Below are 19847 nucleotides of genomic sequence, written 5' to 3'. Positions count from 1 at the left end.
GGATGTTCTCGCTCCCCCACCGCTCGCCCCGGGATTTGCCGTTCACCCGCCAACACACGGCCTTGCTGTTGGTGGACATGCAACGCGCCTGGCTGGAACCGCAATTCGACGCCCACCTGCACACACCCGAGGCCGAATACTTCATCCAGCGGGCGCACCAGCAGGTCATCCCCAACCAGCAGCGCTTGCTCAACGCTATGCGCGAAGCGCGGCACAACGTGTTGCACACCCACATCGAAAGCCTCACCGCCGATGGCCGCGACCGCTCCCTGGATCACAAGCTGTCGGACATGCACCTGCCCAAGGGCAGCCCCGAAGCGCAGATCATTGCCGAGCTGACGCCGCAGGAAAACGAAATCGTGCTGCCCAAGACCTCCTCCGGGGTGTTCAATTCCACCAACATCGATTACGTGCTGCGCAACCTGGAGACCCGGCACTTGATCGTCGCCGGGATCGTCACCGACCAGTGCGTCGACATGGCCGTGCGCGACGCCGCCGACCGCGGCTACCTGGTCACGTTGGTGGAAGACGCCTGCGCCACCTACACCGAACAACGGCACCTGGCGTGCCTGAACGCGATCAAGGGCTATTGCTGGATCACCGACACCGACACCGTGCTCGCGCGTTTGCAGGAGATGCAGCCATGAGCCGCCCCGATGCCGCCGCCCTCCTCGCGCCGCTGCCGGTCACGACCCTGGTGACCACCGACCTGATCGGCGTGACCCGCGGCCGCTCGTTTCCCAGCGATGAGTTGCCCCACTACGTCACCGCCGGTTGCGGCTGGGTGCCGGCCAACAGCGCACTGACGCCCCAGGACATCATCGCCTCGACCAACCCCTGGGGCGCCTATGGCGACCTGCGGCTGATACCGGACCTGTCCAGCCGGGTAACCGTCAACAACGGCCCCGATCCCCAGGCGCCGGCCCTGGACTTTATTCATTGCGATATTCGGGAGACCGACGGCCAGCCTTGGAGCGCCTGCCCGCGCACGCTGCTGCAGGACGAAGTGGAGCGTTATCGCACGGAACTGGGCCTGCAGGTTTTCGCCGCGTTCGAGCATGAATTCAACCTGGCGGCCACGCCTGCGCAGCCTGATCGCCTGGCCTTCAGCCTCCAGGCCCAGCGCCAGCAGGCCGGGTTTGCCGGGTGGTTGCTCAGCGCCCTGCGGGCCGGCGGCGTCGAGCCGGAAATGTTCCTGCCGGAATACGGCCAGCATCAATACGAAATCACCTGCCGCCCGACCCTGGGCGTGGCCGCTGCCGACCGGGCCGTGAACGTGCGGGAAATCACCCGCGAGATCGCCCGGCAGATGGGCCTGGACGTGAGTTTCGCCCCCAAGACCTCGGAACATGCCGTGTGCAACGGCGTGCATCTGCACCTGAGCCTGCAAGACCTGAGCGCAGACCCAGTGCTGCATGACGCCGCCAACAGCAACGGCTTGTCCAGCCTCGGCCAGCATTGGGCCGCCGGTGTGCTGCAGTATCTGCCGGCGCTGTGCGCACTGACTGCGCCGACGCCGGTGTCCTACGAGCGTCTGCAACCTCATCACTGGAGCGCCTCCTATGCGTGCCTGGGACAGCGCAACCGCGAAGCGGCGCTGCGCATCTGCCCGACCGTGAGCCTGGGTGGAAAACCCTTGGCGAACCAGTACAACCTGGAGTTTCGCGCCATGGACGCCACCGCCTCGCCGCACTTGGCGATGGCCGCGCTGTTGATTGCCGGGCGGCTGGGCATCCAGCAACGGTTGCCATTGCGGGCTGTCACCGATGAAATACCCGATGAGCTGGACGAAACACAACGTCGCGCCCGTGGCATTATCGCCCTGCCGACAACCCTGGCCCAGGCACTGGACTGCCTGCGCCACAGCGGGGCGTTGCTTGAGACCCTGCCCGGCCCGCTGGTCGAAACCTATTTCGCCTTGAAGGCCCAGGAGCTGGCCTTGACCCAGGCGCTCTCACCTGCCGAACGTTGCGAGCACTATGCACGAATCTATTGAATGCGCTGAATCGGGCCTCTACACCAGGCCAGCCTATCGATTGACCCGGGAAGACTCCGACCACCCGGTGCTGCTGGTGTGCGAACACGCCAGCCGTTTCATTCCTGTGGCGCTGAACGATCTTGGCCTGGATGAAACCGCGTCCCAGGAACACATCGCGTGGGACATCGGCGCCCTGCTGCTGGCTGAACGCCTGTCCGAAACCCTCGGCGCGACCTTGCTGTCGGCCAATTACTCACGGCTGTTGATCGATCTCAACCGCCCGCTGCACGTGCCGGACAGTATTCCGGCCCAGAGCGAGATCTACCAGGTCCCGGGCAACCATGACCTGGATGACGCCACACGCGAATATCGCCAGCAGTGCCTGTTTCATCCCTTCCATGATCGGTTGCGAACGTTGATCGACCAGCGCCTGGCCGCCAACCGGCCGGTGCGCGTGGTGGGCATCCACAGTTTCACCCCGGTGTTCTATGGTCAGCCACGCGCCCTGGAAGCCGGCGTGCTGTTCGGCGAAGCCAAGGCATACGCCCAGCGCATCGTCGACGGGCTGTGCCGGCATTCGCTGCGGGCAGCGGGCAACCAGCCCTACAAGATCAATCCCCTGACGGACATGACAGTCCCGGTGCACGGCGATGGTCGCGGCCTGGATTCGGTGCTGATCGAAGTGCGCAACGACCAACTGCGCAGCCCCGAGGCGGTACGGACCTGGAGCGCCTACCTGGCGCCCCTGCTGTAGCGGCATCGACAGATTTACAACGCAGACAGCGAGCAAACGCAACCCACACAGCTGAAAAGGAAAACGGCTCATGAGTATCGAGGCATTTGGCTACAAACAGGAATTGAAACGCGGCCTGTCGCTGACAGACCTGGTGGTCTACGGGATGATTTTCATGATCCCCATCGCGCCGTTCGGTGTGTATGGCTACGTCAACGCCGAGGCACCGGGGATGGTGCCGCTGGCCTACATCATCGGCATGGTGGCGATGCTGTTTACCGCCTTGAGCTACGGCAGCATGGCCCGGGCTTTTCCGGTGGCAGGTTCGGTCTATTCCTACGCGCAACGGGGTCTTAACCCACACGTCGGCTTCATCGCCGGCTGGCTGATGCTGCTGGACTACTTGCTGATCCCGCCACTGCTCTATGTTTACGCCGCCATGGCGCTGAACCATTTATACCCGGACATCCCCAAGGTCGGTTTCATCCTGGCCTTCCTGGTAAGCGCGACCTTCGTCAACCTGCGGGGCATCACCTTCACCGCGCGGATGAACATCATTTTCCTGCTGGCACAGCTGGTGGTGCTGGGGATTTTCCTGTTCTACGCCTGGAATGCCCTGCACGGCGGAGCCGGTAATGGCCAACTGACCCTGGCGCCGCTGTACAGCCCGGAACACTTCAACTTCGCCCTGCTGATGCAAGCCGTATCCATCGCGGTCCTGTCGTTCCTGGGCTTCGACGCCATTTCCACCCTGGCCGAAGAGATCAAGGGCGACCCGGGCCGCAGCGTCGGCAAGGCAGCACTGGTGACTTTGCTGGTGATGGGGGCGATTTTTGTGGTACAGACCTGGATCGCCACCGACCTGGCGGCCGGCATGGGCTTCAAGTCCGCCGACACCGCGTTCTATGAAATCGCCGAACTGGCGGCCGGCAGTTGGTTGGCCACCTTGACCGCAGTGGCCACGGCCCTGGCCTGGGGCGTTGCAGTGGCGATCACTTCCCAGGCAGCGGTGTCGCGCCTGTTGTTCGGCATGGCCCGGGACGGCCAGTTGCCGAAGGTGCTGGCCAAGGTCCATCCGAAACACAACACCCCGTACATGAGCATCTACTTGGTGGCGGTGCTGTCGTTGCTGATCTGCTACCTGTTCATCAACGCCGTGGACACCCTCACCTCCCTGGTCAACTTCGGCGCCCTGAGCGGCTTCATGTTGCTGCACATCACGGTCATCAACCATTACTGGCGTCGCCAACGGTCCGGCCAACTGATTCGCCACGTGATCTGCCCACTGGTCGGCTTCGTGATCGTCGCGGCCATCATGTACAACATGGGCGTGGCAGCACAGAAACTCGGCCTGATCTGGATTGCCGCGGGCGTGGTCTATCTGTGCCTGCTGAACAAATTCGGCAGTCGTACCGCCCTGCCCGATCCAGCGGGTCAATGAGGGACGGCAGTCGAAGGGTTCGGCCTGCCGTGGTGACAACGCGTGGACATCGACAGTGATCGTCAAGCCCGGTGCCGGTCGCCGGGCTCCCTGGAACAGGAGTGCAATCCATGCTGGCCTTACGTCCAGTTCAATTAGCCGATCTGCCGCAACTGCAACAACTGGCCCGTGACAGCCTGGTAGGCGTCACGTCGCTGCCAGACGATACCGGGCGCCTGGAGGAAAAGATCCTCGACTCGTGCGCCTCGTTCGCAGCCGATGCGCAAGGGCCGGGGGCAGAGAATTACTTTTTCGTCCTGCAGGACCTGGAGTCCGGGCGACTGGTCGGTTGTTCGGAGATCCTCTCCAGCACCGGTTGCAACGAACCGTTCTACAGCCTGCGCAACCGGCCGTTTTCCAGCGAGTCCCGGGAGTTGAACATCCAACACGGCGTACCCGCCTTGTCGCTGTGCCAGGACCTCAACGGGCAAACACTGCTGCGTGGCTTCCACATCGACGCCGAACGGGTGCGCACGCCGGAATCAGAGTTGCTGTCCCGCGCCCGGCTGATGTTCATCGCCGCCCACCCCCAGCGCTTTGCCGAATCGGTCATCACCGAAATCGTCGGTTTCAGCAGCGAGGACGGCCAGTCGCCCTTCTGGGACGCGATCGGCCAGCATTTCTTCGACCTGCCCTACGTCGAAGCCGAACGGTTGTGCGGCTTGCAGAGCCGGACCTTTCTCGCCGAGCTGATGCCGCAATACCCGATCTACGTGCCCATGCTGCCGCCCGCGGCCCAGGCCTGTATCGGCCGGGTGCATCCCGACGGCCAGGAAGCCTACGACATCCTCGAACGCGAGGGTTTCGAGACCAACAGCTACGTCGATATCTTCGACGGCGGGCCGACCTTGCATGCCCGCATCGCCAACATCCGCTCCATCACGCAAAGCCGCACCACTACGGCCAGGCAAAGCCCGCAGATTGACGCACGGGGCCTGTACCTGGTGAGCAACGAGCGCCTGGGAAGTTACCGGGCCATCGTCGCTGAACTGGACGTCAATGCCGACGGCCCGGTGTCCCTGTCACCCGCCATGCTGAACGCCCTGGACATTCAGGATGGCGCGCGGATCCGGGTGGTTACCCTATGAACCTCATTCGATCCCATGGCTTGCCCCGACGCTTGGACCGACACGATGAAGGAGCTGCATCATGATTGTCCGACCGGTGGCCATCACCGATCTGCCTGCCTTGCTGGACCTGGCCCGTTGCGCAGGCCAGGGGTTTACCAGCCTGCCGGCCAACGAAGAGCGCCTGGCCCACCGCATTCGGTGGGCCCAGCGGACCTTTGCTGGGCAAGTCGAACGGGCCGACGCCGATTACCTGTTCGTGCTCGAAGACGATGATCGGCAGGTGGTGGGCATCAGCGCCCTGACCGGGGCGGTGGGGCTGCGCGAGCCCTGGTACAACTATCGGGTCGGAGTCACGGTCAGCTCGGCACCGGAGCTGGGCATCCAGCGGCAGATCCCGACGCTGTTTCTCAACAACGAGATGTCCGGGCAATCGGAGATCTGTTCGCTGTTCCTGCACCCCGACCAACGCCGCGGCCATAACGGACGCCTGCTGTCCCTGGCACGCCTGCTGTTCGTGGCCGAGTTTTCCCAGCTATTCGGCCAAAAACTGATCGCCGAACTGCGCGGTCATGCCGACGAACAAGGCTGTTCGCCGTTCTGGGACAGCCTGGGCCGGCACTTCTTCAAGAAGGATTTCAGCTACGCCGACCAATTGTCCGGCATGGGCAACAAGTCGTTCATCGCCGAACTGATGCCCCGCCAGCCGCTGTACACCTGCCTGCTCACCGAACGGGCCCAGGCGGTGATCGGCAAGGCCCACCCGAACACTGAGCCGGCCCTGAAGATCCTCAGTGCCGAAGGTTTCAGCCATAAGGGGTATATCGACATCTTTGACGGTGGCCCGGTGATCGAGGCGCCGGTGTCGAAGATCCGCACCGTACGCGACAGCCAGACGCTGACCCTGGCCATCGGCAGCCCGGACGAACAGGCACCGGTCTGGCTGATCCACAACCGGCGCCTGGAAAACTGTCGTGTGACCAGCGCCCGCGCCCACCTGCATGGCTACAGCCTGGTCGTCGATCGCCTCACCGCCAAACGCCTGCAAGTACAACCGGGTGACACCGTGCGCGCCGTGGCATTGCCCAGGCAGGGGCAACAGGCGGTGGCGGCGTAGCCGTGTATCCGCCGGCCAGGGCCTTCCGGACCTGCGACCGTCGGTCTGATGCCATAACGGCATCGCCCATACACATTCGTCATCATCTTTGCGCTTGCCACGTGATAGCCTTTGGATCTTTCGGCGTTGACAATTTTGCTCAAGCCTTTCCATTCCATTTGGTGGAACTCATATGTCCAGGCTTTCCCATCAAGATTTGCGTCGTAACTTTCGTCAGCTACTGGCTTCCAAAACCTGCTACCACACCGCATCGGTGTTTGACCCGATGTCGGCGCGTATCGCTGCCGACCTGGGTTTTGAAGTAGGCATCCTGGGAGGTTCGGTCGCGTCGTTGCAAGTATTGGGCGCGCCGGACTTCGCCCTGATCACCCTCAGCGAATTTGCCGAACAGGCCACCCGTATCGGGCGCGTGGCCCAGCTGCCGTTCATTGCCGACGCCGATCACGGCTACGGCAATGCCCTGAACGTGATGCGCACCATCATCGAACTGGAACGGGCCGGCGTCGCGGCGCTGACCATCGAGGACACCTTGCTGCCCGCCCAGTTCGGGCGCAAATCCACCGACCTGATCGGTGTCGCTGAGGGCGTCGGCAAGATTCGTGCGGCGCTGGAGGCGCGCGTCGACCCGGAAATGGCGATCATCGCCCGGACCAACGCGGGGATTCTGCCGGTGCAGGAAATCATCAGCCGGACCCAGCAATATGAGCGGGCCGGGGCGGACGGGATTTGCATGGTGGGCGTGCAAGACTTCGATCACTTGGAGAAGATCAGCGAGAACCTGACGGTGCCGTTGATGCTGGTCACCTATGGCAACCCGCTGCTGCGCGACGACAAGCGCCTGGCCGAACTGGGCGTGCGCGTGACCATCGACGGCCACGGCGCTTACTTCGCCGCGATCAAGGCCACCTATGACAGCCTTCGTGAACAACGGCAAATCTTCACCCAGGCCTCGGACCTCAGCGCCACCGAACTGACGCACACCTACACCCAGCCCGAGGAGTACATCCGCTGGGCCGAGGAGTACATGAGCGTCAAGGAGTGAGCTGATTCACTGTCCCGGAGGCCGCCATCGCGAGCAAGCTCGCTCCCACAGGGGCTTGCGGTGAACGCCAATGCTGCGTTCCGCCAATAAACATTGTGGGAGCGAGCTTGCTCGCGATGGCGGTGCCAGCGTAAAGAACCTTCAGCGCCCGCTGCGCAACATCTCCTTGGGCACGTACTTACCGATCTCGAACTTGCCAATCGCGGCACGGTGGACTTCATCCGGGCCATCGGCCAGGCGCAGGGTGCGTTGCATGGCGTACATGTAGGCCAGCGGGAAATCGTTGGAAACCCCGGCGCCACCGTGGATCTGGATCGCCCGGTCGATGACCTTCAAGGCCACGTTCGGCGCGACGACCTTGATCTGGGCGATTTCGCTCTTCGCCACTTTATTGCCGACCGTGTCCATCATGTACGCCGCCTTCAACGTCAGCAGGCGCGCCATGTCGATTTCCATCCGCGAGTCGGCGATCTTGTCGATGTTACCGCCCAGGCGCGCCAACGGCTGGCCGAAAGCGGTGCGGCTGACGGCCCGCTTGCACATCAACTCCAAGGCGCGCTCGGCCATGCCGATGGAACGCATGCAGTGGTGAATCCGGCCCGGCCCAAGGCGACCCTGGGCAATTTCAAAGCCGCGTCCTTCACCCAGCAAGACGTTTTCGTACGGCACCCGCACGTTATCGAACAGCACTTCGGCATGGCCGTGAGGCGCATCGTCGTAGCCGAACACCGGCAGCGGCCGGACGATCTTGACCCCGGGGGTGTCCACCGGCACCAGGATCATCGAGTGCTGGGCATGACGTGGCGCATCCGGATTGCTCAGGCCCATGAAAATCAGGATCTTGCAGCGCGGATCGCATGCCCCTGAAGTCCACCACTTCTTGCCGTTGATCACCCACTGATCGCCATCGCGCTCGGCACGGGCGGCCATGTTGGTGGCGTCCGAAGAGGCCACGTCCGGCTCGGTCATGGCGAAGGCCGAGCGAATCTCGCCGCGCAGCAGCGGTTCGAGCCAGCGTTGCTTTTGTTCTTCATTGGCGTAGCGCACCAGCACTTCCATGTTGCCGGTGTCCGGTGCCGAGCAGTTGAACGGCTCAGGCCCCAGCAACGAGCGCCCCATGATCTCTGCCAGCGGTGCGTATTCCAGGTTGGTCAGGCCGGCGCCCAGCTCGGACTCTGGCAGGAACAGGTTCCATAGGCCTTCTGCCTTGGCCTTGGCCTTGAGCTCTTCCATGATGGCCGTGGGTTGCCAGCGGTCGCCCTCGGCCACTTGCCGTTCGAACACCGCTTCGGCCGGGTAGACGTAGGCATCCATGAACGCCGTGACGCGTTCACGCAGTTCCTGAACCTTGGGGGAATAGGCAAAATCCATGAGCAGCACCTTCTTGGCAGAGGTTGTTTTAGGTCATGAAATCGATGCTAGTTCAGCTACGAAAATTTACCTAACCTATTCTCGGCGTGTATTAACATTCATCACCGATATATGTTTCACTGATTCGCATCGCCACCCGGCACCTCACAACAAGCCCAAGAACAAGAGTGCAGCGCCATGAATCTGAGCAAGGTCGACCTCAACCTTTTCATTGTCTTCGATGCGATCTACACCGAAGCCAACCTGACCCGCGCCGGGCAGATCGTCGGCATCACTCAGCCAGCCGTGTCCAATGCCCTGGCACGTCTGCGCGAGACCTTCAACGACCCGCTCTTCGTACGCACCGCCCAAGGCATGGTGCCGACGCCCATGGCCCAGAACATCATCGGCCCAGTGCGCAACGCCTTGTCGCTGCTGCGGGTGTCGGTGCAGGAAAGCCGGATCTTCAACCCGTTGCAGGCGGTCAAGACCTACCGCATCAGCATGACCGACCTCACCGAAGGCGTGATCCTGCCGCTGCTGTTCCAGCGCCTGCGCCGCCTGGCACCGACCGTGGCGATCGAGAGCTTCCTGTCCAAGCGCCGTGAAACCACCAAGGAACTGGCCGCCGGCCGCCTCGACTTCGCCGTGGACGCGCCGCTCAACACCGACCCGCAAGTGCGCCACGTCAAGTTGATGGAAGATCGCTACGTGTGCGCCATGCGCAAGGGCCATCCCCTGGCGGGCAAGGAAAAAATCAGCCTCGACGATTACCTGGCCCAGACCCACGTGCATATTTCCAGCCGCCGCAACGGGCTGGGTTATGTCGACCTGGCACTCGGCAAGATGGGCATCCAGCGCAAGATCGCCCTGCGCTCCCAGCATTACCTGATGGCCTCCCAGGTGCTGCAGCAGACCGACATGGTCATGACCGTCCCCGAGCGCTTTGCCCGGCGTCACGATTTGCACGCCTTCCTGCTGCCGGTCAACGACGTGCCACCGGTGGAAACCCACCTCTACTGGCACGAAAGCACCGACCAGGACCCGGCCAACCGCTGGATGCGCGAGCAGATGATCGAGCTGTGCCAGCAGGTGACGGCCTATGAGAAGAAGCTCGATAAGGTTTAGCCGATCAAACTGTGGGAGCGAGCCTGCTCGCGATAACGGTAGACCAGCCAACATCAATAGCGGCTGACCCGACGCTATCGCGAGCAGGCTCGCTCCCACCGGTGCTTAGCCTGAAGTGCGGAACCTCATTGCTTGACGCACACGTCAACCTGCCTTTAGCTTAGCGCCAACCCTTTCGTTTCGAGCGCTTCCATGAGCAGCCAGACCTACAGCATCTCCGACCTCGCCCGCGAATTGGATATCACGACACGGGCCATCCGCTTCTATGAAGAACAAGGCCTGTTGAGCCCGGAGCGACGGGGTCAGGAGCGCATTTATTCGCCGCGGGACAAAGTCAGCCTGAAGCTGATCCTGCGTGGCAAGCGCATTGGTTTTTCCCTGGCCGAGTGCCGCGAACTGATCGAACTCTACGACCCCACCAGCGGCAATCAGAAACAGCTGCACAGCATGCTGGCGAAAATCGCCGAGCGCCGGGAACAACTCGAACAGCAATTGCTGGACATCGAACAGATGAAGCTGGAACTCGACACCGCCGAAGAACGCTGCATCCAGGCACTGGAGCAGACAATCAAGGGCGAGGAAATCGCCCAGTAACACTTCATACCCCTTGTGGGAGCGAGCTTGCTCGCGATAGCGGTAGACCGGCCAATATCAATGGCGACTGATCCGACGCCATCGCGAGCAAGCTCGCTCCCACAGGGGACATCATCGTTCTCAACATCCTTGGCAACTCATTACAGGTCAATCCCCATGTCCCTCCCCTCCTTTGTACGCTTGATCGAAGTCGGCCCCCGCGACGGGCTGCAGAATGAAGCCCAGCCCATCAGCGTCGCCGACAAGGTGCGCCTGGTGGATGCCCTGAGCGCCGCCGGCCTGGGCTACATCGAAGTTGGCAGTTTCGTCTCGCCCAAGTGGGTGCCGCAAATGGCCGGGTCCGCCGAGGTGTTCGCGCAGATCCAGCGCAAGCCCGGTGTGACCTATGGCGCCCTGGCGCCGAACCTGCGGGGTTTCGAAGATGCACTGGCGGCAGGCGTAAAAGAAGTGGCGGTGTTCGCTGCCGCGTCCGAAGCGTTCTCCCAGCGCAACATCAACTGCTCCATCAAGGAAAGCCTGGAGCGCTTCGCGCCGATCATGGACGCCGCCAAACAGCACGGCGTCAGCGTGCGCGGCTACGTCTCCTGCGTGCTGGGCTGCCCGTATGAAGGCGCGGTCAAACCTGAGCAGGTGGCGTGGGTCGCTCGGGAGCTGTATGCGATGGGCTGCTACGAAGTCTCCCTGGGTGACACCATTGGCACCGGCACCGCTGGCGCGACACGCAGGATGTTCGAGGTGGTGGGCGCCGACGTGCCGCGGGACAAACTCGCCGGACATTTCCACGACACCTACGGCCAGGCCATGGCCAATGTGTACGCCAGCCTGCTGGAAGGCATCGCGGTGTTCGACAGCTCCATCGCCGGCCTCGGCGGCTGCCCGTATGCCAAGGGCGCCAGCGGTAACGTCGCCACCGAAGACGTGCTGTACCTGCTCGATGGCCTGGGTATCGAAACCGGTGTCGACCTGGACGCCCTGATCGCTGCGGGCCGGCAGATTTGTGATGTGCTCGGCCGCCCCAGCGGTTCGCGCGTGGCCAAGGCTCGCAACGCACAGTGAGGTGTTACCGCCGTGGTTGTAACAGCGGCGAAACGAGTAACACGGAAACAATTTGTCAGGTTTGGTTCGTCAGCTTTTTCAGGGAAAAATCATAACTTGTTGATTTATATATATTTTTAAAAGTTGGCACGCCATCTGCTATATCTCTGGCATAACAAGAATAAAAAAACGCAGCAAACCCAATAAAAACAAGACGAAACGACTCTGACATAACAAAAACAACACGGCAGAGACGCAGCTAACAGATTTTTTTGGAGAAGATGGGCTTTTCAGGGTGCTTCCAGGAGCAACCCGCAACCGGGCAGAGAACAATAAAACTACCTTCAGGTAGCTCCCGAATCGGTTGGATCGCTAGGCGAAAAAGCAGATCAGCGCTCAAAAAAATACGTTTGCTCTTGATCCCGGATGGGGATCGCCAAAAACAGCGGTAAAGGGCCACGGCTGCCAAAAACAACAACAGGCCGCCCCTCAATAATAAAAAAAGAGCACGCGACGACAAAATTAAAGGGGAGCTTCGGCTCCCCTTTGTGCTGTCTGGGGTTTGGGTTTTCTTGTGGGAGCGAGCTTGCTCGCGATGGCGGCAGACTACCCACCATCAATGGCGGCTGACCCGACGCCTTCGCGAGCAAGCTCGCTCCCACAGGGGACTTTGCTCACCCTTCTCTATCGCGCAGTTCTTCGATGCTGATTTCGCGCATGCGGAATTTCTGGATCTTGCCAGTGACCGTCATCGGGAATTCTTCAACGAATTTGAAATGACGCGGCGTCTTGAAATGGGCGATGCGCTCCTTGCACCAGGCTTGCAGGTCCTGCTCGGTGGCACTGTGGCCAGGATGGAACTTGATCCACGCCACGATTTCTTCGCCATAACGCGAGCACGGAATGCCGATCACCTGCACATCCGCCACCGCCGGGTGGGTGAAGAAGAACTCCTCCAGCTCGCGCGGGTAAATATTCTCCCCGCCACGGATGATCATGTCCTTGTTGCGCCCGACGATGCAGACGTAACCCTGCTCGTCCATGGTCGCCAGGTCGCCGGTGTGCATCCAGCCATCCGCGTCGATGGCATCGGCGGTACCCTTGGGGTTGTTCCAGTAACCGAGCATCACGCTGTAGCCGCGGGTACACAATTCGCCGACCGCACCACGCGGGACGACATGGCCTGCCTCATCGATAATCTTGCTTTCCAGGTGTGGCTGGGTGCGGCCAACGGTGGTCACGCGCAGTTCCAGCCCGTCTGTAGGACCGGTCTGCAACGACACCGGGCTGGTTTCCGTCATGCCGTAGGCAATCTGTACTTCGGCCATGTGCATTTCGTTGATGACCCGCCGCATCACCTCGATGGGGCATGTGGCCCCGGCCATGATGCCCGTGCGCAGGCTGGACAGGTCGAAGTCGCCTCGCTGCGGCTGGTCCAGCAGGGCGATGAACATGGTGGGCACGCCATACAGGGCGGTGGCTTTTTCCTCGGCCACGGCCTTGAGCGTCAGCAAGGGGTCGAAGGCATCGTTAGGGTAGATCATGGTGCTGCCATGGGTCATGCAGCCCAGGTTACCCATGACCATGCCGAAACAATGGTAGAGCGGCACAGGGATCACCAGCCGGTCGCCAGCCGTCAGGCCCAGGCTTTCGCCAACCATGTAACCGTTGTTGAGAATGTTGTGGTGGCTGAGGGTGGCGCCTTTGGGAAAGCCGGTGGTGCCGGAGGTGTACTGGATATTCACCGGCTGATCGAAATGCAGGCTGGATTGACGCTCAGCCAGTTGTCCAGGCGTCACTGCCGCCCCCAGGGCGGCCAGTTGTGACCAGGGCAGGAAGCCTGATGGCGGTTCGGAATCGAGGCTGATCACACCGCGCAAATCCGGCAGGCACTCGCTCCGCAAGTGACCGATCGATTGCTCCGCCAACTCCGGCGCCAACGCTTGCAACATGGCGTGGTAATCCGAAGTCTTGAACGCCCCGGCACACACCAGCCATTGGCACCCGGATTGTTTGAGCACGTATTCGAGTTCAGAGACGCGATAGGCCGGATTGATGTTGACCAGAATGACGCCGATCTTCGCACTGGCGAACTGACTAATGCACCATTGGGCACAATTGGGCGCCCATACACCGAGACGGTCACCGGTTCTCAAGCCCAGCGCCAACAAGGCCCGGGCATGCAGATCGACGGCCTCGGCCAGTTGTTGCCAGGTATAACGCAGGGATTGATGGCGAACCACCAACGCCTCGCCCTCTGGATAACGGGCCACGGTCTGATCGAAGACCTCGCCGATGGTTTGGGCCAGTAAAGCCTTTTCCTGCGAACCCTGGGTATAGCTGAGCTGCGAATGCGAACCGACTTGATCCATGACGCCCCCTCTTGTCTTTATTAGTGGGTATAGCGGTGGAACCTCATGCACAAATGCCGTTGTGGCTGCGTAGGAGCTGCGTAGGAGCTGTCGAGTGCAACGAGGCTGCGATCTTTCCCCGGCCACTTGAGTCCCAAGCGAAAGATCAAAAGATCAAAAGATCAAAAGATCGCAGCCTTCGACAGCTCCTACAAAAGCCGAGCGGGAGCAAGCTCCCTCGCCACAAAAGCTGATTCAAAACACCCATACTCTGGCTTAAGTTGACGTTAACGTAAAGGGTGATTGACAGCCCTCCATCTCAGGCTTACGTTAACGTAAAGGTGAGAGCTGCCCCCTGCTCTCCGCACCCGATAAAAAAGCCAAAGGTGTCCCATGAGCTACCCATCCCTGAACTTTGCCCTCGGCGAAACCATCGACATGTTGCGCGACCAGGTACAGGCCTTCGTCAAGGCCGAGCTGGCGCCCCGCGCAGCGCAGATCGATATCGATAACCTGTTTCCTGCCGACATGTGGCGCAAGTTCGGTGACATGGGACTGCTGGGCATCACCGTACCGGAAGAATACGGCGGCGCCGGTCTGGGCTACCTGGCCCACGTGGTGGCGATGGAAGAAATCAGCCGAGGCTCGGCCTCGGTCGCCCTTTCCTACGGCGCCCACTCCAACCTCTGCGTGAACCAGATCAACCGCAACGGCACTCACGATCAGAAAACCAAGTACCTGCCTAAACTGATCAGCGGCGAACACATCGGCGCCCTGGCGATGAGCGAACCGAACGCCGGTTCCGACGTGGTTTCGATGAAACTGCGGGCCGACAAGCGCGGCGACAAATACGTCCTCAACGGCAGCAAGACCTGGATCACCAATGGTCCCGATGCCAATACCTACGTGATCTACGCCAAGACCGACCTGGAAAAAGGCCCCCACGGCATCACGGCCTTCATCGTCGAGCGCGACTGGACAGGCTTCAGCCGCAGCAACAAATTCGACAAGCTCGGTATGCGCGGCTCCAATACGTGCGAGCTGTTTTTCGATGACGTTGAAGTGCCGGAAGAAAACATCCTCGGCGCGCTCAACGGTGGCGTGAAAGTGCTGATGAGCGGCCTCGACTACGAGCGCGTGGTGCTGTCCGGCGGCCCGACCGGGATCATGCAAGCCTGCATGGACCTGATCGTGCCCTACATCCACGACCGCAAGCAATTCGGCCAGAGCATCGGCGAATTCCAACTGATCCAGGGCAAGGTCGCGGACATGTACACCCAGCTCAACGCCAGCCGCGCCTACCTGTATGCGGTGGCCCAGGCCTGCGAGCGCGGCGAAACCACCCGCAAGGATGCCGCCGGGGTGATCCTCTACAGCGCCGAGCGCGCCACGCAAATGGCCCTCGACGCGATCCAGATCCTGGGGGGCAATGGCTATATCAACGAATTCCCTGCCGGTCGTCTGCTGCGGGACGCCAAGCTGTACGAAATCGGTGCCGGCACCAGTGAGATTCGTCGGATGTTGATCGGCCGCGAACTGTTCAACGAAACCCGCTAACGGAGCTGACCATGGCCACGCTGCACACTCAGCTCAACCCGCGCTCACCGGAGTTCATCGCCAACCGCGAGGCGATGCTCGGACACGTCGAGGCCCTGCGCACCCTGCTCACGCAAGTTCGCCAAGGTGGCGGTCCCAAGGCCCAGGAACGGCACACCTCGCGGGGCAAGTTGCTGCCCCGTGAACGCATTAATCGACTGCTGGATCCGGGCTCGCCGTTTTTGGAAATCAGTCCACTGGCGGCCCACGAAGTCTATGGCGAAGACGTGCCGGCGGCCGGCGTGATTGCCGGCATCGGCCGCGTGGAAGGCGTCGAATGCATGATTGTCGCCAACGACGCGACGGTCAAAGGCGGCTCCTACTATCCGCTGACGGTGAAAAAACACCTGCGCGCCCAGACCATCGCCCAGCAGAATCGCCTTCCCTGCATTTACCTGGTGGATTCCGGCGGCGCCAACCTGCCGCGCCAGGATGAAGTGTTCCCGGACCGCGAGCACTTCGGCCGGATTTTCTTCAACCAGGCCAACATGAGTGCCCAGGGCATCCCGCAGATTGCCGTGGTCATGGGCTCCTGCACCGCTGGCGGCGCCTATGTGCCGGCCATGGCGGACGAGGCGATCATGGTCCGCCAGCAGGCGACGATTTTCCTCGCCGGTCCACCCCTGGTGAAAGCCGCCACCGGCGAAGTGGTCAGTGCCGAAGACTTGGGCGGCGCCGATGTGCACTGCAAGGTCTCCGGCGTAGCGGATCACTATGCCGACAACGACGAACATGCCCTGGCCCTGGCCCGGCGCAGCGTGGCCAACCTCAACTGGCGCAAACTCGGCGAGCTGCAGCAACGCCAGCCCATCGCCCCGCTGTATGCGAGTGACGAGCTGTACGGCGTGGTATCGGCCGATGCCAAGCAGCCGTTCGATGTCCGGGAGGTGATCGCGCGCCTGGTGGACGGTTCGGTGTTCGATGAGTTCAAGGCGCTGTTCGGCACCACGCTGGTGTGCGGTTTCGCTCATTTGCACGGCTACCCGGTCGCAATCCTGGCCAACAATGGCATCCTCTTCGCCGAGGCCGCGCAGAAAGGCGCGCACTTCATCGAACTGGCCTGCCAGCGAGGGATCCCGCTGCTGTTCCTGCAAAACATCACCGGTTTCATGGTCGGGCAGAAATACGAAGCCGGCGGCATCGCCAAGCATGGCGCCAAACTGGTAACCGCCGTGGCCTGCGCCAAGGTGCCGAAATTCACCGTGATCATTGGTGGCAGTTTCGGCGCGGGTAACTACGGCATGTGCGGCCGCGCCTATGATCCGCGGTTCCTGTGGATGTGGCCGAACGCGCGGATTGGCGTGATGGGCGCCGAGCAGGCGGCCGGCGTACTGGTGCAGGTCAAGCGTGAACAGGCCGAACGCAGTGGCCAGCCCTTCAGCGCCGAGCAGGAAGCCGAGATCAAGCAACCGATCCTCGATCAATACGAAGAACAGGGTCACCCCTATTATTCCAGCGCACGGCTGTGGGACGACGGCGTCATCGACCCGGCCCAGACCCGCGATGTACTGGGCCTGGCCTTGTCCGCGTCACTGAACGCACCCATCGAACCGAGCCGCTTCGGCGTGTTCCGGATGTAAACGGGGAATGACCATGGATAACTTCAACACCCTCGAACTGCACACCGACCCACGGGGCGTTGCGACCCTGTGGCTCAGCCGCGAGTCGAAAAACAACGCGTTCAATGCCGAAATGATCCGCGAATTGATTCTCGCCCTGGACCATGTCAGCAGCGATCCAAACCTGCGCTTCCTGCTGATCCGCGGTCGCGGCAAGCATTTCAGCGCCGGCGCCGACCTGGCCTGGATGCAGCAATCGGCCGAGCTCGACTACCACACCAACCTCGACGACGCCCGGGAACTGGCCGAGCTGATGTACAACCTCGCCAAGTTGAAGATTCCCACGCTGGCGGTCGTCCAAGGTGCGGCGTTCGGTGGCGCGCTGGGGCTTATCAGCGCTTGCGACATGGCCATTGGCGCCGATGAAGCGCAGTTCTGCCTGTCGGAAGTGCGCATTGGTCTGGCGCCGGCGGTGATCAGCCCGTTCGTGGTGCAAGCCATCGGCGAGCGGGCGGCGCGTCGTTATGCGCTGACTGCGGAACGCTTTGATGGGCAACGTGCGAAAGAAATCGGTTTGCTGTCGGAAAGTTACCCGGCCGAGACCCTGGACCAGCAGATCGAACAGTGGATCGATAACCTGCTGCTCAACAGCCCGGCGGCCATGCGCGCCAGCAAGGAACTGCTGCGTGAAGTCGGCAACGGCGCCCTGACCCCGGCACTGCGGCGCTACACCGAAAACGCCATCGCCCGCATCCGCGTCAGCCCGGAGGGCCAGGAAGGCCTGCGGGCCTTCCTGCAAAAACGCGCGCCAAACTGGCAAGCCGAATCGAATAACAAGGAGCCGCGTCGATGAGCGCCCCTGCCCTCACCACATTGCTGGTGGCCAACCGTGGCGAAATCGCCTGCCGCGTGATGCGCACCGCCAAAGCCATGGGCCTGACCACCGTTGCCGTCCACAGCGCCACCGACCGCGATGCCCGCCACAGCCGTGAAGCCGACATTCGCGTCGACCTGGGCGGCAGCAAAGCCGCCGACAGTTACCTGCAAATCGACAAACTGATCGCCGCGGCGAAAGCCAGCGGCGCCCAAGCCATCCACCCCGGTTATGGTTTTCTGTCCGAGAACGCCGGGTTCGCCCGGGCGATTGAAAACGCCGGGCTGATCTTCCTCGGTCCACCGGCCTCGGCCATCGACGCCATGGGCAGCAAATCGGCGGCCAAGACGTTGATGGAGACCGCCGGCGTGCCACTGGTGCCCGGCTATCACGGCGAAACCCAGGACCTGGAGACTTTTCGCGACGCCGCCGAGCGCATCGGCTACCCGGTCTTGCTCAAGGCCACCGCCGGTGGTGGCGGCAAGGGCATGAAAGTCGTCGAGGACGTCAGCCAACTGGCCGAAGCCCTGGCCTCGGCCCAGCGTGAAGCGCAGTCCTCGTTCGGCGACTCACGGATGCTGGTGGAAAAATACCTGCTCAAGCCGCGCCACGTGGAAATCCAGGTATTTGCCGACCAACACGGCCACTGCCTATACCTCAACGAGCGCGACTGCTCGATCCAGCGCCGCCACCAGAAAGTCGTAGAAGAAGCCCCCGCCCCCGGCCTGACCCCGCAACTGCGCCGGGCCATGGGTGAAGCCGCCGTGCGCGCGGCCCAGGCGATTGGTTATGTCGGGGCAGGCACCGTGGAGTTCCTGCTGGATGCGCGGGGCGAGTTTTTCTTCATGGAAATGAACACCCGCTTGCAGGTCGAGCATCCGGTCACTGAAGCGATCACCGGACTGGACCTGGTGGCCTGGCAGATCCGCGTCGCCCAAGGCGAGCCGTTGCCGCTCACTCAAGCGCAAGTACCGCTGCTTGGTCACGCCATCGAAGTGCGGCTGTATGCCGAAGACCCGGTCAACGACTTCCTGCCGGCCACTGGACGCCTGGCGTTGTATCGCGAATCGGCCGAGGGGCCGGGCCGGCGGGTCGACAGCGGGGTCGAAGAAGGCGATGAAATCTCGCCGTTCTACGACCCGATGCTGGGCAAGCTGATCGCCTGGGGTGAAGACCGTGAACAGGCGCGCTTGCGGCTGTTGAGCATGCTCGACGAATTTGCCATTGGCGGGCTGAGAACCAACATCGGCTTCCTGCGCCGGATCGTGGCTCACCCCGCCTTCGCGGCGGCGGAACTGGACACCGGATTTATCCCACGTTACCAGGCGCAATTACTGCCAGAGCCCGGCGAATTGGATGACGCGTTCTGGTTCGCCGCTGCCCAAGGGGTCGCCTTGAGCCTGAGCCCGCGCGTACGCGACGATGACGTCGACTCACCGTGGGCGAGCACCACGGGACTGCGCCTGGGGCTGCCCAGGGAAACCACCTTGCACCTGAGTTGCGAAGGCCAGGATCGCGCGATGACGCTGGACATCGCAGCCGGTTGCGCGGAACTCAAGGGCGAGCGACTGCTGATCGAACAGCACGGTCTGCGCCGCAGCCATCGAGCCATTCGCCAGGGCAACAGCCTGTATCTGCAATGGGAAGGTGACCTGCACCGGATCGACTTGTACGACCCGCTGGCCGCCGCCGAAGCCAGCCACAGCCATCATGGCGGCCTCGTCGCGCCTATGAACGGCAGCATCGTGCGGGTCTTGGTGAGTGTTGGCCAGACGGTGGAGGCCGGGGCTCAACTGGTGGTGCTGGAGGCCATGAAAATGGAGCACAGCATTCGTGCGCCCCAGGCTGGCGTGATCAAGGCGCTGTATTGCCAGGAAGGCGAAATGGTCAGCGAAGGCAGCGCCCTGGTGGCATTCGAAGAATAGGCATCGGCCCGCTCCCAG

At 62.2% G+C, this 19847-nt stretch carries 16 protein-coding genes; 14 read left to right on the top strand and 2 right to left on the bottom strand.

Going from position 1 to position 19847, the window contains the following annotated elements; all coding sequences use genetic code 11:
* Positions 1-2 precede the first annotated feature (2 nt).
* From AD659_RS10640 to AD659_RS10610, 7 genes are all read left to right on the top strand, one after another.
* Complete coding sequence (locus tag AD659_RS10640) at positions 3-647, top strand: cysteine hydrolase family protein (RefSeq protein ID WP_053120922.1); 645 nt, start codon at positions 3-5, stop codon at positions 645-647.
* Positions 644-1996, top strand: a complete 1353-nt coding sequence (locus AD659_RS10635; protein ID WP_053120920.1) for a type I glutamate--ammonia ligase — start codon at positions 644-646, stop codon at positions 1994-1996. The genes AD659_RS10640 and AD659_RS10635 overlap by 4 nt, the downstream gene beginning before the upstream one ends.
* Positions 1980-2732, top strand: coding sequence for an N-formylglutamate amidohydrolase (locus AD659_RS10630; RefSeq protein WP_053120918.1), 753 nt, complete (start codon positions 1980-1982; stop codon positions 2730-2732). The genes AD659_RS10635 and AD659_RS10630 overlap by 17 nt, the downstream gene beginning before the upstream one ends.
* 70 nt (positions 2733-2802) lie before the next feature.
* Positions 2803-4152, top strand: a complete 1350-nt coding sequence (locus AD659_RS10625) for an APC family permease (protein WP_053120916.1) — start codon at positions 2803-2805, stop codon at positions 4150-4152.
* Positions 4153-4262: 110 nt separating this feature from the next.
* A complete protein-coding gene (locus AD659_RS10620) occupies positions 4263-5279 on the top strand; it encodes an arginine N-succinyltransferase (RefSeq protein ID WP_053120914.1) in 1017 nt (338 codons plus the stop codon).
* Positions 5280-5340: 61 nt separating this feature from the next.
* Entirely contained in the window at positions 5341-6375 is a 1035-nt protein-coding gene (gene astA / locus AD659_RS10615; RefSeq protein WP_053120912.1) for an arginine N-succinyltransferase, read from the top strand.
* Between the two features lie 172 nt (positions 6376-6547).
* On the top strand, positions 6548-7417 hold the full coding sequence (locus AD659_RS10610; RefSeq protein ID WP_053120909.1) for an isocitrate lyase/PEP mutase family protein: 870 nt from the start codon (positions 6548-6550) through the stop codon (positions 7415-7417).
* Between the two features lie 141 nt (positions 7418-7558).
* Here the strand turns inward: AD659_RS10610 and AD659_RS10605 are convergent, their stop codons facing one another.
* On the bottom strand, positions 7559-8788 hold the full coding sequence (locus AD659_RS10605) for an acyl-CoA dehydrogenase (protein WP_053120907.1): 1230 nt from the start codon (positions 8786-8788) through the stop codon (positions 7559-7561).
* A gap of 177 nt (positions 8789-8965) precedes the next feature.
* Between AD659_RS10605 and AD659_RS10600 the strand changes: the two genes are divergently transcribed.
* The 3 genes from AD659_RS10600 to AD659_RS10590 all read left to right on the top strand — a co-directional run bounded on the left by AD659_RS10600 (position 8966) and on the right by AD659_RS10590 (position 11545).
* Positions 8966-9895: a LysR family transcriptional regulator gene (locus AD659_RS10600; protein ID WP_053120905.1), complete on the top strand. Its 930-nt coding sequence runs from the start codon at positions 8966-8968 to the stop codon at positions 9893-9895.
* A gap of 192 nt (positions 9896-10087) precedes the next feature.
* A complete protein-coding gene (locus AD659_RS10595) occupies positions 10088-10489 on the top strand; it encodes a MerR family transcriptional regulator (RefSeq protein ID WP_053120903.1) in 402 nt (133 codons plus the stop codon).
* A 156-nt stretch (positions 10490-10645) separates the two neighbouring features.
* A complete protein-coding gene (locus AD659_RS10590; RefSeq protein WP_053120901.1) occupies positions 10646-11545 on the top strand; it encodes a hydroxymethylglutaryl-CoA lyase in 900 nt (299 codons plus the stop codon).
* Between the two features lie 653 nt (positions 11546-12198).
* On the opposite strand, the gene AD659_RS10585 is transcribed toward AD659_RS10590, so the two are convergent.
* Positions 12199-13896, bottom strand: coding sequence for an AMP-binding protein (locus AD659_RS10585; protein ID WP_053120899.1), 1698 nt, complete (start codon positions 13894-13896; stop codon positions 12199-12201).
* A 372-nt stretch (positions 13897-14268) separates the two neighbouring features.
* On the opposite strand from AD659_RS10585, the gene AD659_RS10580 reads away from it, so the two are divergent.
* From AD659_RS10580 to AD659_RS10565, 4 genes are read left to right on the top strand one after another with little or no spacing between them, the layout of a single operon-like run.
* The gene (locus AD659_RS10580; RefSeq protein WP_053120897.1) at positions 14269-15432 is read left to right on the top strand and encodes an isovaleryl-CoA dehydrogenase; all 1164 of its coding nucleotides are present in this window, start codon (positions 14269-14271) and stop codon (positions 15430-15432) included.
* 11 nt (positions 15433-15443) lie between these two features.
* Entirely contained in the window at positions 15444-17051 is a 1608-nt protein-coding gene (locus tag AD659_RS10575) for a carboxyl transferase domain-containing protein (RefSeq protein ID WP_053120895.1), read from the top strand.
* 13 nt (positions 17052-17064) lie between these two features.
* Positions 17065-17883: a gamma-carboxygeranoyl-CoA hydratase gene (locus tag AD659_RS10570; protein WP_053121363.1), complete on the top strand. Its 819-nt coding sequence runs from the start codon at positions 17065-17067 to the stop codon at positions 17881-17883.
* Positions 17880-19829, top strand: a complete 1950-nt coding sequence (locus AD659_RS10565) for an acetyl/propionyl/methylcrotonyl-CoA carboxylase subunit alpha (protein WP_053120893.1) — start codon at positions 17880-17882, stop codon at positions 19827-19829. The genes AD659_RS10570 and AD659_RS10565 overlap by 4 nt, the downstream gene beginning before the upstream one ends.
* The last annotated feature ends 18 nt before the right edge of the window (positions 19830-19847 follow it).

It is taken from the genome of Pseudomonas thivervalensis, from assembly GCF_001269655.1.
Taxonomy (GTDB): domain Bacteria; phylum Pseudomonadota; class Gammaproteobacteria; order Pseudomonadales; family Pseudomonadaceae; genus Aquipseudomonas; species Aquipseudomonas thivervalensis.
This window is presented reverse-complemented; position numbering and strand designations above follow the sequence as displayed.

Bases quoted from the DNA above. Each gene is read 5' to 3' on its own strand.
- AD659_RS10640 (WP_053120922.1), top strand. From the start codon at position 3: ATGTTCTCGCTCCCCCACCGCTCGCCCCGGGATTTGCCGTTCACCCGC.
- AD659_RS10635 (WP_053120920.1), top strand. From the start codon at position 644: ATGAGCCGCCCCGATGCCGCCGCCCTCCTCGCGCCGCTGCCGGTCACG.
- AD659_RS10630 (WP_053120918.1), top strand. From the start codon at position 1,980: ATGCACGAATCTATTGAATGCGCTGAATCGGGCCTCTACACCAGGCCA.
- AD659_RS10625 (WP_053120916.1), top strand. From the start codon at position 2,803: ATGAGTATCGAGGCATTTGGCTACAAACAGGAATTGAAACGCGGCCTG.
- AD659_RS10620 (WP_053120914.1), top strand. From the start codon at position 4,263: ATGCTGGCCTTACGTCCAGTTCAATTAGCCGATCTGCCGCAACTGCAA.
- astA (WP_053120912.1), top strand. From the start codon at position 5,341: ATGATTGTCCGACCGGTGGCCATCACCGATCTGCCTGCCTTGCTGGAC.
- AD659_RS10610 (WP_053120909.1), top strand. From the start codon at position 6,548: ATGTCCAGGCTTTCCCATCAAGATTTGCGTCGTAACTTTCGTCAGCTA.
- AD659_RS10605 (WP_053120907.1), bottom strand. From the start codon at position 8,788: ATGGATTTTGCCTATTCCCCCAAGGTTCAGGAACTGCGTGAACGCGTC.
- AD659_RS10600 (WP_053120905.1), top strand. From the start codon at position 8,966: ATGAATCTGAGCAAGGTCGACCTCAACCTTTTCATTGTCTTCGATGCG.
- AD659_RS10595 (WP_053120903.1), top strand. From the start codon at position 10,088: ATGAGCAGCCAGACCTACAGCATCTCCGACCTCGCCCGCGAATTGGAT.
- AD659_RS10590 (WP_053120901.1), top strand. From the start codon at position 10,646: ATGTCCCTCCCCTCCTTTGTACGCTTGATCGAAGTCGGCCCCCGCGAC.
- AD659_RS10585 (WP_053120899.1), bottom strand. From the start codon at position 13,896: ATGGATCAAGTCGGTTCGCATTCGCAGCTCAGCTATACCCAGGGTTCG.
- AD659_RS10580 (WP_053120897.1), top strand. From the start codon at position 14,269: ATGAGCTACCCATCCCTGAACTTTGCCCTCGGCGAAACCATCGACATG.
- AD659_RS10575 (WP_053120895.1), top strand. From the start codon at position 15,444: ATGGCCACGCTGCACACTCAGCTCAACCCGCGCTCACCGGAGTTCATC.
- AD659_RS10570 (WP_053121363.1), top strand. From the start codon at position 17,065: ATGGATAACTTCAACACCCTCGAACTGCACACCGACCCACGGGGCGTT.
- AD659_RS10565 (WP_053120893.1), top strand. From the start codon at position 17,880: ATGAGCGCCCCTGCCCTCACCACATTGCTGGTGGCCAACCGTGGCGAA.